Origin of the sequence: Nocardia rhamnosiphila NBRC 108938, assembly GCF_000720425.1 — a bacterium.
GTDB classification, from domain to species: Bacteria; Actinomycetota; Actinomycetes; order Mycobacteriales; family Mycobacteriaceae; genus Nocardia; species Nocardia rhamnosiphila.
Genome location: NZ_JOAJ01000007.1, coordinates 344,610 through 359,616 on the forward strand (window position 1 = coordinate 344,610; position 15,007 = coordinate 359,616).

The 15,007-nt window shown below is 68.7% G+C and carries 13 protein-coding genes and 1 pseudogene; 9 read left to right on the forward strand and 5 right to left on the reverse strand.

Features of this window, described 5'->3' with window-relative positions:
- The first annotated feature begins 66 nt into the window (after positions 1–66).
- Both aroA and rsgA read left to right on the forward strand, forming a co-directional pair.
- Complete coding sequence (gene aroA, locus IG75_RS0123790) at positions 67–1,377, forward strand: 3-phosphoshikimate 1-carboxyvinyltransferase (protein ID WP_030523380.1); 1,311 nt, start codon at positions 67–69, stop codon at positions 1,375–1,377.
- Positions 1,374–2,375 carry a ribosome small subunit-dependent GTPase A gene (rsgA, locus tag IG75_RS0123795; RefSeq protein ID WP_051714884.1) on the forward strand — a complete coding sequence of 334 codons (1,002 nt, stop codon included), beginning with the start codon at positions 1,374–1,376 and terminating at the stop codon, positions 2,373–2,375. The genes aroA and rsgA overlap by 4 nt, the downstream gene beginning before the upstream one ends.
- 9 nt (positions 2,376–2,384) lie before the next feature.
- On the opposite strand, the gene IG75_RS0123800 is transcribed toward rsgA, so the two are convergent.
- The gene (locus tag IG75_RS0123800) at positions 2,385–2,762 is read right to left on the reverse strand and encodes a TfoX/Sxy family protein (RefSeq protein WP_030523378.1); all 378 of its coding nucleotides are present in this window, start codon (positions 2,760–2,762) and stop codon (positions 2,385–2,387) included.
- Between the two features lie 355 nt (positions 2,763–3,117).
- Between IG75_RS0123800 and IG75_RS0123805 the strand changes: the two genes are divergently transcribed.
- The 5 genes from IG75_RS0123805 to IG75_RS0123830 all read left to right on the forward strand — a co-directional run bounded on the left by IG75_RS0123805 (position 3,118) and on the right by IG75_RS0123830 (position 7,918).
- The gene (locus IG75_RS0123805) at positions 3,118–4,584 is read left to right on the forward strand and encodes a hypothetical protein (protein ID WP_036514977.1); all 1,467 of its coding nucleotides are present in this window, start codon (positions 3,118–3,120) and stop codon (positions 4,582–4,584) included.
- 45 nt (positions 4,585–4,629) lie between these two features.
- The gene (locus IG75_RS0123810; protein ID WP_030523376.1) at positions 4,630–5,220 is read left to right on the forward strand and encodes a TetR/AcrR family transcriptional regulator; all 591 of its coding nucleotides are present in this window, start codon (positions 4,630–4,632) and stop codon (positions 5,218–5,220) included.
- Positions 5,221–5,473: 253 nt separating this feature from the next.
- Positions 5,474–6,439 carry a hypothetical protein gene (locus IG75_RS0123815; RefSeq protein WP_030523375.1) on the forward strand — a complete coding sequence of 322 codons (966 nt, stop codon included), beginning with the start codon at positions 5,474–5,476 and terminating at the stop codon, positions 6,437–6,439.
- A gap of 5 nt (positions 6,440–6,444) precedes the next feature.
- Positions 6,445–6,798: a GntR family transcriptional regulator gene (locus IG75_RS0123820; RefSeq protein ID WP_030523374.1), complete on the forward strand. Its 354-nt coding sequence runs from the start codon at positions 6,445–6,447 to the stop codon at positions 6,796–6,798.
- Between the two features lie 457 nt (positions 6,799–7,255).
- Positions 7,256–7,918, forward strand: coding sequence for a class I SAM-dependent methyltransferase (locus IG75_RS0123830; RefSeq protein WP_245713267.1), 663 nt, complete (start codon positions 7,256–7,258; stop codon positions 7,916–7,918).
- 28 nt (positions 7,919–7,946) lie between these two features.
- Here the strand turns inward: IG75_RS0123830 and IG75_RS40780 are convergent.
- The 4 genes and pseudogenes from IG75_RS40780 to IG75_RS0123845 all read right to left on the reverse strand — a co-directional run.
- Positions 7,947–8,165 (reverse strand): annotated as a pseudogene (locus tag IG75_RS40780) (Tn3 family transposase); the annotation flags it as partial.
- Positions 8,166–8,217: 52 nt separating this feature from the next.
- Complete coding sequence (locus IG75_RS0123835) at positions 8,218–9,555, reverse strand: LLM class flavin-dependent oxidoreductase (RefSeq protein ID WP_030523372.1); 1,338 nt, start codon at positions 9,553–9,555, stop codon at positions 8,218–8,220.
- A 10-nt stretch (positions 9,556–9,565) separates the two neighbouring features.
- Entirely contained in the window at positions 9,566–10,444 is an 879-nt protein-coding gene (locus IG75_RS0123840) for an ABC transporter permease (RefSeq protein ID WP_030523371.1), read from the reverse strand.
- Positions 10,437–11,267 (reverse strand): ABC transporter ATP-binding protein, encoded by an 831-nt coding sequence (locus IG75_RS0123845; RefSeq protein WP_030523370.1) that lies wholly within the window; start codon positions 11,265–11,267, stop codon positions 10,437–10,439. Before IG75_RS0123845 ends, IG75_RS0123840 begins: the two co-directional genes overlap by 8 nt.
- 306 nt (positions 11,268–11,573) lie before the next feature.
- Here IG75_RS0123845 and IG75_RS39930 point away from each other — a divergent pair, with 306 nt between their 5' ends.
- Both IG75_RS39930 and IG75_RS0123855 read left to right on the forward strand, forming a co-directional pair.
- A complete protein-coding gene (locus IG75_RS39930) occupies positions 11,574–14,093 on the forward strand; it encodes a hypothetical protein (RefSeq protein WP_051714859.1) in 2,520 nt (839 codons plus the stop codon).
- Entirely contained in the window at positions 14,090–14,887 is a 798-nt protein-coding gene (locus IG75_RS0123855; RefSeq protein ID WP_030523368.1) for an ESX secretion-associated protein EspG, read from the forward strand. The genes IG75_RS39930 and IG75_RS0123855 overlap by 4 nt, the downstream gene beginning before the upstream one ends.
- Positions 14,888–15,007 lie beyond the last annotated feature (120 nt).

Below are 15,007 nucleotides of genomic sequence, written 5' to 3' on the forward strand. Positions count from 1 at the left end.
GTGCGGACGCGATCGGTGGTGCTCGGCGACACACTGACGAGCACCACCGACACGCCTGTCGGCCCGATGCGCCAAGATGGTTGGGTGAGTTTCTGGCCAGCGCCCCATGTCGATGCCCCAGTGCATGCGACCGTCACCCTGCCCGGCTCCAAATCGATCACGAACAGAGCGCTGGTCCTGGCCGCGCTCGCCGATGGCCCCTCGACCATCACCGGAGCCCTGCGCAGCCGTGACACCGGTCTGATGATCACCGCGCTGCGTGCCCTGGGCACCCAGATCATCGGCGACGCCGACACCCTTGCCGTCACCCCCGCGCCACTACGGGGCGGGCGGGTCGACTGCGGCCTGGCCGGAACCGTGATGCGTTTCGTGCCCCCGGTGGCGACCCTCGCGGAGGGCGACACCGCCTTCGACGGCGATATCGCCGCCCGGGTCCGCCCGCTGCGCACCATCCTCGACGCCCTGCGTGGGCTCGGCGCGGATATCGAGGGCGACGCCCTGCCGTTCACCGTGCGCGGGACCGGTGCCCTGCGCGGCGGCGCCATCACCATCGACGCCTCCGGTTCCTCACAGTTCGTCTCGGGCCTGCTGCTGTCGGGGGCGCGTTTCGACGAGGGCGTGGTGGTACGCCATTCCGGGAGCGCGCTGCCCTCCATGCCGCATATCGAGATGACGGTCGAGATGCTGCGCCGCGCCGATGTCGCGGTCGAGGCACCCGCCGATGTCCGGGGCGAACAGACCTGGACCGTATCGCCCGGCCCGATCCGCGCGGTCGACTGGACGGTCGAACCGGACCTGTCCAATGCCACCCCGTTCCTGGCCGCGGCCGCGGTCACCGGCGGCAGCGTCAGCATCCCGCACTGGCCCCGGCTGACCACCCAGGCCGGCGATGTGATCCGGGAGATCCTGGTGCGGATGGGCGCCGAAGCCGGTTTCCGTGACGGCGCGCTCACCGTGACCGGTCCGGACCGGCTGGCCGGTATCGATATCGATCTGCACGATGTGGGCGAGCTGACCCCGACCGTCGCGGCGCTGGCGGCACTCGCCGATTCGGAGTCCCGGCTGCGGGGCATCGCCCATCTGCGCGGGCACGAAACCGATCGGCTGGCCGCGCTGTCCACCGAGATCAACCGGCTCGGCGGGCAGGTGTCCGAAACCGAGGACGGCCTGGAGATCGTCCCCGCCCCGCTGCACGGCGGCCGCTGGCATTCCTACGCCGACCACCGGATGGCCACCGCCGGCGCGATTCTCGGGCTCGCCGTACCGGGGATCGAGATCGAGGACATCGGGACGACCGCCAAGACCCTGCCCGATTTCGTCGCCCTGTGGGAATCGATGCTCGACCCGCAGTCGGCCGAACCGGGAGCGGCTCACTGAGCCGGCGCGGCCGCACCACCGCCTCGTACGACGAATCCGATGTCCGGGTGCGTCCCGGGCGGAGTTCGCGGCCGCGAACCAAGACCCGCCCGGAACACCGGGACGCGCAGCCGGCCATGGTCGTCTCGGTGGACCGGGGACGCTGGGGGTGTGTGCTCGACGGCGATCCGCAGCGTCCGCTGGTGGCCATGCGGGCCCGGGAACTGGGACGCACCCCCATCGTGGTCGGCGATCGGGTCGAGGTGGTCGGCGACCTGTCCGGCCGGCCCGACACCCTCGCGCGGATCGTCCGGGTCACCGAGCGCACCACCGTGCTGCGGCGCACCGCGGACGACACCGATCCGTTCGAGCGGGTGGTGGTCGGTAATGCCGAGAAATTGTTCATCGTGGTGGCACTGGCCGATCCGCCGCCGCGCACCGGTTTCGTGGAGCGGGCCATGGTGGCCGCCTACGCGGGCGGTCTGGAACCGGTCCTGTGTCTCACCAAACACGACCTGGCCGGGGACTCGGAATTCGCGGCCGCATTCGACGACCTGGACCTGACCATCGTCTATGCGGGAATCGATGATCCGCTCGACGCGACACTGACCCTGCTCACCGGCCATCTCACCTGCTTCCTGGGACATTCCGGGGTGGGGAAGTCCACCCTGGTCAACCGGCTGGTTCCCGACGCCGAGCGGGCGGTCGGCGAGGTGTCCGGGGTCGGCAAGGGCAAACACACCTCCACGCAGTCGGTCGCGCTGGCGCTGCCGGGTGGCGGCTGGGTCATCGACACTCCGGGCATCCGGTCGTTCGGCCTCGCCCACATCACGCCCGACGATGTGATCGCGGCCTTCACCGATCTCGCCGCGGCGATCGAGGACTGCCCACGCGGTTGTACGCATCTGGGTCCGCCCGCCGATCCGGAATGCGCGCTGGACGAGATTCCGGGCAAAGCGCGGCGAGTGGCCGCGATCCGCCGCCTGCTGGTCGCGCTGAACTCCAACGACCAGTGGTGAGCATGCCGGTTACCGCAGCCGGGCATTCTTCCGCCTCGGTGCCGGGGGTTTCGGTGTCTTGGGCGGTAGCGCTCCGGCGAACCGGACGCCGCGTTCGACCCAGGTGGTGAGGTCACGGTCGTCGCGGATCGCCGCCGCCGTCACCCGTAGCCACCCGTCCAGTTCCCGGCCCTGCATCACCATGGGGGTCACCGAGACGTCGTCGACCAGCGCGGCGGCCGCCGCGGGCTCCATGCGCACCATCAGCCCGCCCTCCCGGCTGACCGCGACCCCCATATGGCCGCCGATCAGGAAGGCCAGTCCGCCGAACATGCGCCGCTCGGACACGTCGGCGCCGGCCTCCACCACCGCCCGGACCCGCTCCGCCAGCTCTTCGTCGTATGCCATGGGATCAGTGTCCGCCCCCGGGCCGACAGATTCTCCCGGCGCGGGCAGGACACAGCGGACCCGGTGGCTCGATCCGGGAGTATTCGTGCTGCGCCGACCCCGGCCGGACCACGGCGCTTTCGCCCGGTGAACGCGTCGCAGACGTAGTACCGCGGGGCCCCTCCGAACCGATTCCCCGTCCGGCATCGGAAGACCGGCCGACCCCCTGACGCCTTCGCCGACGGCCAGGCGAATTCCCCGTTACCGGCCACCTCGCCGACCCGCAGCTCAGGCATCACCAACAAAATAGATACACTTGCGTAGCTATTACAGTGTAGCTACAGTTGCGAACCTAGCTACGACGAAAGAAGCGCCCATGAACTTCTCGCTGCCCGTCACGGTCGACTGGACGACACCGACCATCACGTCGAAAACCACGCTGACCACCCATCTGTGGACCGCGCCGCCGCTGCGGCGTGGTTCGCAGATCCACGACAAGGCCTTCGACGCCCTGCGTGCGCTCGGGACCGACTACACCCGCTTCCTGCCCTGGTGGTCCTCTCCGAAATTGGCCGTACCCGAACTCGAGGCGCCCGCCGGCGGCCGGACCTCATGGGATTTCCGGCGGCTCGACGAGTTCGTGGACGACTTCCTGGACGCCACCGCCGGCCGGCCGGTGGTCGCGAATTTCGCCACCATCCCCACCTGGATGTTCGACACACCGGAGCCGGTGGTGGTGCAGGACGATCCGGCCGCGATCCATTGGGACTACGAACAGGGCACGCAATTCCGGGACCCCACCCTCGCCGAAGTGGCCGAGCATTTCGAGCGGATCGGCCGCTGGTACATCGACGGTGGATTCACCGACCAGTTCGGCGTGCGGCACGAATCCGGCCGCGACCACCGCTTCGCCTACTGGGAGGTGCTGTGCGAACCCGATATCGGCCACCAGCTCTCACCCGAGGTCTACACCAGGCTTTACGACGCGGTCGTCGAGCGACTGCGCCCGCTCGATCCGGAGATGAAGTTCATCGGGCTCTCGCTCAGCCCGATCACCACCGATCCGGAGTACTTCTGGCACTTCCTGGACCCCGCCAACCACAAGGACGGCATCCCCCTGGACGCGTTCTCGTACCATTTCTACGCGACCCCGCAGATCGTCAACCCGATGTCGCCGGCCGGGAACGCACCATTCGAGGAGTGGCCCGGCCTGTTCTTCGCCCAGGCGGACGGTTTCCTTCGCCAGGTGCAGCTGGTCGAATCCATCAAGCATCGCCTGTCCCCCGGGACCGAGACACATATCAACGAACTCGGCACCTTCACCCCGGATGTGATGAATCCGGAACCCGAGGCACCCGAGGATTACTGGGCGCTCAGCGGAGCCGTCGTCGCGTACCTGTGGTCGCGACTGACCGCACTGGGCATCGACCTGGTGGGCGTGGCCGAATTCATCGACTATCCCGGGATGATCCACGGCGCCTCGCTGCTCGACTGGAACACCGGCGAGCCCAATGCCCGCTATCGTGCGCTGCAGCTGCTGCTCGATAATTTCGGCCCGGGCGACACCGTGCACCGGGCCACGACCTCTCCCGTGCCGGACGCCCCGGAAACCACGGTGCACGGCCAGGCCTTCGCGTCCCCGGACGGCCGGCGCCGCATCCTGCTCGTGAACAAGAATCCGCACCCGGTCCTGGTGAACTTCACCGACCCGGTGGCCGCGATCGATACGGTCGACACCACGACCGGATCCGGTCCGGCGCTGCGGAAACAGGTGACGAACGGGGAGGTCGAGCTCGGCCCGTTCGCCACCGCCGTCGCGGTCGTCGATACCGCCGCCGACTAGTCTGCACGGGACAGGTCCCGCGCGATCACCGGAAAGACAGGTTCCATGCCCGGCACACGTGGCCGCCGAAGCGACGCCGAAGTGGTGGCGGCAGTGCGTGCCGCGGTCGTCGAGGAACTGATCGATGTCGGCCTGGGCAAGCTCACCATGGACGGGATCGCGCAGCGCGCCGGTATCGCGAAAACCTCGCTGTACCGGCGCTGGGACAGCCCGCAGACGGTACTGCTGGACGCGCTGCGCAACGAATTCCCGCAGGAGCGGCCCGCACCCTCCCCGACCGACGATCTGCGGCACGACCTGATCGAGGCCCTCCGGCTGATGGTCTCCTGGCTGGCGACCCCCACCGCGCGCGCCACCGGCGCGATTCTCGCCGAACGCGAGCGCTATCCGGAACTGGCCGAATCCATTTACGCCCAGGTCTTCGAGCCGAAGGGCGGGCGCTTCACCAGTACCGTGTTGCGGCACTACGCGGACGCCGGCCGTATCGACCCGGGCCTGCTCACCCCCGTTGTCGTCGATATCGGCGAGGCCCTCGTCCTGAAGTTCTCCCTCGACTCGGGCGAACTCCCCGGCGATCGGGTTCTCGCCGATATCGTCGACCAGGCCATTCTTCCCGCGGTCGGGCACCGGCGCTGATTCCGGCGATCGGCCCGCTCGCCCACGCCCCCGGCCACGGCGGCCGCCGGCTCTCGGCCGGGCCGGCGGTGCACAATCCACCACGCCCACGCATACCTCGGCCCCTCGGTGAGTCGCTGCGCAACACTTCGGCGGCTCGGCCTTCCGCCGGCGGCCGGGCGTGCACCGGCCGGCCGCGCGCTGACTTGGGCAGGGCCACCCACGGCGCCAATTACACCGTTTGTTATGGTTTAATCATAACAAGGAGGTGCCCATGACCACCCTGAACTCGCTCCGGCTCTGCCTACTCGCCGGACTCCCGCCGATCCTGTCCGCCGTGCCCGACATCGTGTTGCTCGCCGCGGCGGCCGACCGGCTGCCCGATCCGCTGGCCACCCATTTCGCCGCCGACGGCGCCGACGGGTTCACCGGACGGGTACCGACGATGTTCGTCTCGGCCGGCCTGGGCCTCGGCCTGGGAGTCCTGTTCGCCGCGATCCTCGCGGTGGGGGCACGCACCGGCGCACGCCGGGCCGATACTCCCCTGGACCCGATCCGGTCACTGGTCGCCACGGCCTGGGGCGTGGGCGGATTCGTCGGCGCGATCATGCTGGCGGGCACCATCGCCAATCTGGACGCCGCCGATCCCGCGCAGGTCACGCTCTCGGGCTGGGCGTTCGCGGCCGCGGCGGCCGCCGGGTTGCTGTTCGGGGCGGCGGGCTGGCTCGCCGCACCGGCGAGCCCGGTGACGCCGGGTCCGGCACCGACCGAACCCCTCGCTCTCGGCCGCACCGAACGCGTCAGCTGGTCACGGCGGGCGGTGTCACCGTGGATGCTGCTGGCCGGTGTGGTCGCCGTACTCATGGGAGTGGTCGTCGGATTCGTCGCCCAGCCGCTGACCGGGGTCCTGCTGGCGCTGACCGGGCTGCTGCTCGCGCAACTGGCGCTGCTGCGGGTGGTCGTGGACCAGCGCGGCCTCACCGTGGGGACCGGCTTACTGGGCTGGCCCCGATGGCGGCTGCGGCCCGGCGACATCACGGAGGTATCGGCCGACGACATCTCCCCCCTCCAGTACGGCGGGTACGGCATCCGGGTGATCCCGGGCGCCACGGCCGTGGTGCTCCGCGCCGGACCCGGCATCGTGGTGACCCGCCGCTCGGGGCGCCGGTTCGTGGTGTCGGTCGACGACGCCGGCACGGGTGCCGGTGTCCTGGCCGGTGTCGTCGCACGGACGGATTGAATCCGGTGCTGATCCGTGTCGACCCGGCGCGGCCCGAACCGCTGGCCGACCAGATCGCGGCCTGTGTCCGGCGGGCGATCGCCGACGGTGACGCGCCCGCCGGTACCCGGCTGCCCGGCGCCCGGGAACTCGCGGCGTCACTGGACGTGAGTATCCATACCGTGCTCGCGGGTTATCAGCGGTTACGCGACGAAGGTCTGATCGAACTCCGCCGCGGGCGCGGCGCCACCGTCCGTGCCGGGACACCGGATGGGCGGGCGGCGGTGATCGAACTCGCCCGGCAACTCGTGGCGGCCGCCCGTCGCATCGACCTCGACGAAACCGAATTGCTCGAACTCGTCCGCGCCGCCGCGCGCTGACCGTGGAGGCTGTGCGAAATCGGTAGCCCGCCGCTGAAGTCCCAGGCGCGATCGCCGTTGAACAGGGTGAGTTTCGGTCCGGATCCGATGTGGATGGCGCCGGCGAGCGCCATCGGTGCGGGGTCGCCGTAGTATCGGCCGAATTTCGGGCGGATATGGCGTAACCCGCTGGTAGATGGCGGGTTCTGCGCGCTGGGTGCCGGTCAGGCCGGGGGTTGTTGGGTGAGGCGGTCGCGGTAGATCCGATATGCCTTGCGGTCGGCGGCCCCGGTGCTGTGTGCGAGGGGTTCGGCGGCGGCCAGCAGTGCCTGGTGGATGTGTGGTGGGGCGGTGACGTGCAGGCTGTAGCCCTGGCCTCGCCGTATCTGCCGGCCGTCGCGTAGGGCGTGGCGTTCGGTTTCGCCGAGGTCGGCGGTGTGGGCGGTGAGGTGCGTCGGCCGTCCACGAGGTCGTGATCATGGATATCGTGCCGGTCATGACCACGAATGACTGGTTGGCCGACACCCGAACCTCTTACGATACGGTCGCGGTCAGCTATGCCGACCAAGTGCGCGGCGCCCTCGCCGGACACCAGTACCTTCGCGCGGCTCTGGCGTTGTTCGCCGATAGCGTGCGGGTCGCCGGCGGCGGGCCGGTCGCGGACGTCGGCTGCGGCCCCGGTGAAGTCACCGCCCACCTACATGAGCTCGGTGTCGACGCCTTCGGTGTCGACCTCTCCCCGGCGATGATCGACGTGGCCCGGCGCGACCACCCCGGCCTGCGGTTCGAGGTGGGCTCGATGACGGACCTGGACCTCCCCGACGCTTCGGTGGGAGGCCTGCTCGCCTGGCAGTCGTTGATCCACATCCCTGACGGCGAGGTGCCGACCGTGTTCGGGCACTTCCACCGAACATTGCGTCCCGGCGGACCGCTGCAGCTGCTGTTTCACGTCGGCGACGAGTCGTTGTTGAAGACGGACGGCTACGGCGGTCACCCGATGAATGTCCATGTCCACCGCCGTCAGCCCGACCAGGTGGCATCCTGGCTGCGCGATGCCGGATTCATGGTCGAGGCTCAGATGCTGCTCGACCCGGACGCGGAAGCTCAGCAAGCGATTCTTTTCGCACGCAGTAAGTCCTGACTTCTGCGTATGTCGGGCTCACCAGTCGGATCCGGAGCAGGTCGTCCCAGTGCTCGGCGATCAACTCGGTGTTCAGCTTGCGCGTCATCAACGGGCCCGTGCGCGGGAACCGCGCCTCAGCGTCGGCGCGCGGTTCCGGCCGGTAGAGGGTGATGCGGCCCAGGTCCCGGATTCGGGGCGAGAGCTGCATCCCGAGCAGGTCGAACAATCCGAAATTGACGAGGGTGACGCCGTGGGTGTCGGTCGCGTCCCCGCACGCCCCCCGCGACGCTACCGGGCCCGCCCGCGCCGCCGTGTTGCTAGGCGCCCGCCGCGGCCGCGACCGGGGCGAACCGGCCCGTATGGGGGCCGAGCCCATAGTGCCCGCGCAGCGTGCGCTCGGTGTAGTCCGTCCGGAACAGACCTCGCGCCTGCAGGATCGGGACCACCTGGTCGACGAAATCGATCAGGCCGCCGGGCAGGTACGGAGGCATCACATTGAACCCGTCCGCGGCGCCCGCCTCGAACCACGCCTGCAGATCGTCGGCGATCTGTTCGGGGGTTCCGGCGATGGTGCGATGTCCGCGGCCACCGCCGAGCGCGGCGATAAGTGCGCGCACGGTCAGCGACTCCCGGCCGGCCAGATCCTTGACCAACTGGTATCGGCTCTTGTTGCCCTGGATCCGCTCGATCGGGGGTAACGGCGGCAGCGGCGCGTCGAGCGGATGGCCGGTCAGGTCCAGGCCGAGCATCTGGGAGAGCTGGCGCAGCGCGTACTCCGGGGAGATCAGATCGGTGAACTCCTGCTCGAGCCGCTTCGCGGCCTCCTCGGTCTCGGCGATGAACGGCACGATCCCGGGCAGGATCAGTACGTCGCCGGGATCGCGACCGTGGCCGGCGGCCAGCGCCTTCACCTCGCGGTAGAACTCCCGGCCTTCCGGGATGGAACGTTGAGCGGTGAAAACGGCCTCCGCGTAGCGACCGGCGAAATCCTTACCGCTGGTCGAGGAACCGGCCTGTACGAGCAGTGGGCGTCCCTGCGCCGACCGGGGCACATTGAGCGGGCCGCGTACCTTGAAGCGGTCCCCGTGGTGGTCGATCGTGTGTACCTTCGACGGATCGGCGAATACCCCTGTCTCGGCGTCGAGCACGACGGCGTCGTCCTCCCAGGAGTCCCACAGCGCCGTCGCGGCATCGACGAACTCCGCTGCCCGCACATACCGGCCGTCGTGGTCGGGCACCTGGTCGTAGCCGAAATTGGCCGCTTCGTCGGCGGTCCCGGAGGTGACTATGTTCCATCCGGCCCGCCCACCACTGATCTGATCGAGTGAGGCGAATTTCCGGGCGAGATTGTAGGGCTCGTTGTAACCGGTGGAGGCGGTGGCGATGAGTCCGACCCGCTCGGTCACCACCGCCATCGCCGACAGCAGGGTGATCGGTTCGAACACCGCCTGGGTGTTGCGCTCGATCCGCGGGCCCACCGCGAGGCCGTCGGCGAAGAACACCGAATCGAGTTTGCCGCGTTCGGCGATCCGCGCGAGTTCCTGGAAATGGCCGACCCGCAGCACATTGCGCGCCTCGGTCCGCGGATGCCGCCAGGCCGCTTCGTGGTGGCCGACACCCATGAGGAACGCGTTGAGATGGAGTTGGTGCGACATCACTACCTGTCTAGAGAGCTACGCGCCAGCGGGACAGCCGACGCTCGACGAACACGAGGACCGCGTTGAAGATCAGGCCGACCAGCGCGATGGCGATGATCCCCGCGTACATATCGGGGATCTGGAAGTTCAGCTGCGCGGCGGTGATCAGGTACCCGAGCCCGGCCTTCGCCCCGACCATCTCGGCCGCGATGAGCACCAGGATCGAGGACGCCGCGGCCATCCGCAGGCCGGTGAAGATGGTCGGTACCGCCGCCGGCAGCACCACCTTGTACACCAGCGCGATCTGGGAGAAGCCCAGCGAACGCGCGGATTTCACGAGCAACGGGTCGACCGTGCGCACCCCGGAGATGGTGTTGAGCAGGATCGGGAAGGTGCAGGCGTAGATCACCAGCGCCACCTTCGAGGTCTCGCCGATACCCAGGATGAGAATGAAGACCGGCAGCAGCGCCAGCGCGGCGGTATTGCGGAACAGTTCGAGGACCGGGTTGAGGAAATCGGCCACCGGCCGGTACCAGGCGATCGCGACCCCCAGCGGAACCGCGATCGCCACCGCGATCACGAACCCGGTGAGCGCGCGGGACAGGCTGGTCGATACATGCTCCCAGAGCTGCCCATTACCGATCAGCTCGAAGAATGTCGCGGCGACCTCGCTGAACGGCGGCAGAAAGACCTTGTCGACCAGACCCACCCGGGGCGCGATCTCCCAGAGCGCCAGGAAGGCCAGGATCGCGACCGACGGCTTCGTCACCCGCCAGGCCAGCCCGGCCAGCCGCTGCACCGGCCGGCGGGCCGGGGACCTCACCGGTGCGGTGGTCCGGGCGAGTGCGGGCTCGGGCCCGGCGGCCCGCGGCGCGTCGAGAGTGCCGGTGGCGAGTGCGCTAGACATGCTGAACCTCTTCGGTCGTCGAGATATCGGCGAGTTCGAGCGAGTGGGCGCGTTCGACCTCGTCGTGCAGCAGGGACCAGATCCGGTGGCGCAGCGCACGGAACTCCGCGCCGGAGCGGACGTCCTCGGCGGTGCGGTCGATGTCGACGTCGACCACCGTTTTGATCCGGCCGGGCCGGGAGGTGAGCACCGCGACCCGCTGACCCAGGTAGATCGCTTCGTCGATGCCGTGGGTGATGAACAGGATCGTCTTACCGGTGCGCTCCCAGATACGCAGCAGTTCGTCCTGCAGCGATTCCCGGGTCTGCGCGTCCAGCGCCGCGAACGGCTCGTCCATCAGCAGTACTTCGGGATCGAAGGCCAGGCTGCGGGCGATCGCCACGCGCTGTTTCATACCGCCGGACAATTCGTGCGGGTAGCGGTCGGCGAAACCGGCCAGGCCGACGAGTTCGAGGTAGTGCTCGGCACGCTCGCGCCGCTCCGCGCGCGGCACCCCTTTGGCCTCGAGCCCGAATTCGATATTGCGGCGGGCGCTGCGCCAGGGCAGCAACGCGTACTGCTGGAAGACGATCCCGCGGTCCAGGCCGGGCCCGGTGATCGGCCTGCCGTCGAGCAGGATCTGCCCGGAGGTGGGGGTGCTCAGGCCGCCCAGCAGGTCGAGCAACGTGGATTTGCCGCAACCACTGGGGCCGACGAGAACCAGGAACTCACCCGCGGCGAGATCGAGGGTGATGTCCTCGATGGCGGACAGCTCGGTCTGCTGACCCCGGATCGGGAATCTCTTGCTCACCTGAGCCAGGCGAAGTTTGGGTGTGCTGCTCATTTGTCACCGGCCAATGGTTGTCCGTCAGGTGCTGGGGCTCCCGCAATGGTGCGGCCGTGGCTCCGAAGTCTGAACCATTTGCGTCAGCGCGAGTCGAACACGCCGGCCGGCGCCCGGTGCGCCGCCGGTACCGCCCGGCCCCGATCACCGCCGGGGCCGCGAGGGCAAGATGGCATCGAATTCACCTGTGCGCCATGGGATATTTACGGTCCCCCGATGTAATACGGAGGTGTGTTCGGCGCGCTCGCCGGACGCACGCGTGGAGCGCTTCGCGGCGGTCCGGTTTCCGAGGGAAGGTCAGTTCCGATGGTTCAAGAGCCCGGCACCTGGGCCGGTCTGAAACAGGAGGCATCCCAAGACCTGCTGTATTTCGACCCCACCGCCGCGGTTACCGGCGCCAAAGCCGCCAAACGCCTGGTCGACCAGTTGCTGCGGGCGCGAGAGGCGATCCAGAACGAGAAGCTCGACGATATGGTGAACATCGCCGGGAATTTCCTGACCTCGGGTATCAACCTCACCGGAATATACGAACAGCGCGCCGAACGCCTGTACACGGTGCTACAGGATCACGTCAATATCGCCCGGGAAATGGGTGAGGCGTTCGTTCAGGCCGGCCTGTACTACCGCAGAACGGAGTCGGAGAACGCGGACAACCTCGCGCTCGACGAGCTCGCCGACTTCCACATTCCCTACGAACCCACATCGCCGGATCTGAGCCTGGACACCGGCGATACCCGATACGACGATCTTTCCCGGCCCATAGGTAAATTGCAGGACGCGGGCCGGGAAGGAACAGACGACGATATCCATGTGCAGCCCGCTTACGGCCTGCCCAGCGAGCTCACGAACTACGAGGGCCGCCAGGAGTCGATCTCACCGGACACCGTCGGGTTGGAGGAGAGCACCTCGCTCGGCTTCACCACTTTCCGGGGACTCGCCCGTGATCTGCCCGGCGATGTGACGAATACGTACAACGCGGCCCTCGCGTGGTGGCGGCTGGCCGGCCATGTGAAATCCGAACTGGAGAAGTTCGACGGCGCGATCGAGGGAATCCAGGACAAATGGCTCGGCCTGGCCGCGGACCGGGCGCGGACGGCGACCAAGAACTATGTGAATTCCATCGGCCCACTGTGGAATTCGATGTTCTCGATGAGCGAGAACCTGCACTACACCTCGGAATGGCTGCGTCGCACCCAACTGTCGATGCCACGGCACGATTTCACCTTCCGCAGTCTGTCGGTCGAGCAGACGGTGCTCACGCGGTATCGCGAGGAATGGGTCAAGCACTACGCGAACGGCATGACGAACACCCTGGCGGAGATGCCGGTGATCGAAGGGCCGATCGCCGAACCCGGACCGCCACCGAATAATGGCGACGGCAACGGTGACGGCAGCGGAAGCGGAAGCGGAAGCGGCGAGGGCAGCAGCGGGAACGGCAGCGGGAACGGCAGCGGGAACGGCAGCGGGAACGGCAGCGGGAACGGCAGCGGGCACGGAAGCGGCAGCGGACAGACCCCCGAAGAGGCGTACGACGAGGGCTACGACGACGGGTACGAGCAAGGCTTCGAGGACGCTTCCCGGCAGGGCGAGGGTGAGGGCCAGGGCGCAGGCAGTGGCCAAGGTCAGGGTCAGGGCGCCGGTCAGGGTCAAGGCCAGGGCAGCGGTCAAGGCGAAGGTCAGGGTCAAGGCAGCGGTCAAGGACAAGGCAGCGGTCAAGGCCAGGGCGGGAGTCGAGGCCAGGGCGCGGGCAGTGGTCAAGGCGGCAACCAGGGCGGTGGCGAGGAGACGCCCCGGGTGCCCAGCTACGACCAGGCCGAGTACGGCTCCGGCGACCAGCCGGCCGGGGATACCTCCCAGCAACCCACCGAGGGCGAAAGCGGTGGAGAACCCATCACGGGCGTCCCGGCGCCGGGCGCCGGCACCACCATGCCGAAGAACCCCACAGCGGCCGATGTACTCGGCAAGCTCACCGGCATTCCCAAATCGCTACTGCCCGACGCCCTGAAGAACATCCCGATCACCGGCCAGAACGGCAAGCCCCCGACCCTCGCAGACGCCTTGTCGAAGATCACCGGCATCCCCGTCGAGGAGATGCCGCAGGAATTGCAGGACACGCTGCTGGAGGAGTTGTACTCCGAGGACTCGCCGTACGGATCGGACTCCACACTGTTCGGCGACGAGGCAGTGCCCTCCGGAACCGAAGGCTTGCTGCCCGCCGGGGACGAGACCGGAACCGATCCGGAATCGGCGCTGTCCGCCCTGCTCGGCACGGATACCGGCGCGCTACCGGCCGGGGATCCCACCGGCCAGAGCCAGAACGCCCTGGACCGGCTGATCAATATGCTGACCCAGGGAATCCAGGCATTCTCCCTGAGCGGCGCCGGCACGATGCCGGGCATGGCGGAGTTCGCGCAGATGCTCGATCCGGCTCAGCTACAGGAGCATTTGAGCGGGATGCTGGAGCCGGAGCCGACCCAGCCGGCGGGCGGGGTCCCCGGCGGAGCCGGTCTGCCGACCGGCGATCCAGGGCCCCCGGCCCTTGCCCCGTATCCGGGGACCGAACCCGGCCACAGCACCTTCCCCCGGGCCTCCCTCCCCAGCCCGGGACTCGAACTCGCCGGATACTCGGGGTCCGCGGGTGGCGCGAATCCGGGCGGAACACCGGGTATGCCGATGATGGGCGCGCCGGGTGCGGGAGCCGGCGCCGCCACCACGCCCGGGCAGACCGGTAACCACACCCCGGCCGAGTTCCTCACCTCCCGCGAGAATCTGGACGAGGTCTTCGAGGACACGCCGTCCAAGGTGCGCCCGGTGATCGAACAGTGATCCGTACCTGGGAATTGACCGACCTGGAATTCGTCGTGCTGTGTGAGGAATTCCGCCAGGGCGGGTTACCTGAACCGTTCACCTACACCAGCCGGACCAGGCTCGCCGCGGATTACCGCATCGAGAAGGCCGCAACGCTGCGCGCGCTGCACGACCGCGACGATTCCGATCTCTACGCGATGGCCGATGCCATCTCGCGTCCGGATGTCACCATCACGGCGAAGGCCTGGAACGATCAGGACCCCGAGGAGCCCACCGGCTGGATCCGGGTGCACGCGGTCCGGCAGCGGGCGCGGGGTTTCGTGATCTCCCAACGTCCCGGTGAAACCGTCTGGCACAGCAGCGGTTTCGATGTGACCGCCTGCGATCCGCATGCCCTTGCCGAATCGGTGCTGGCCGAGCTGCCGGAGGCCACGGCCGGCCGGATGCCGCAGATCACGCTGGTCGATCCGGCGACCGCACCGGATACCCGGCCGTATGTCCCGCTGATCTCCGACGATGACGAAGCCGAGGACGACGAGGCCTACCGTGGCGCGGCCTTTCTCGCCGCACCCGCGACCGCGGCCGGGAAGATCCAGGTCTTCCAAGGCCGCTCCATGTTCGGTCCGCGCGGTCGGGTCGATATGGGGATGCGCTGGCGGGATCTGCCCGACGACGGACGCTATGTGATCCCGATGAACCAGGACGTGGAGGTAGCGACCGGGATGGGCACCAAACGAATGATCGAATGGACCCAGGACCAGGTCGCCGAGGTGCTCCTGCGGTTGGACCGGAACCTGGAACACGAGGAGTAGCGCGCGCGGCGGATCTGCCGTCCCTGGGACAGACCGGCACCCAGGGCCTCGCCGTCGGCGAGGTCTTGGGTGCGGTTGTCGACCAGGGCGTTCGGCCCACCGGCCGCGAATCGGGAACTC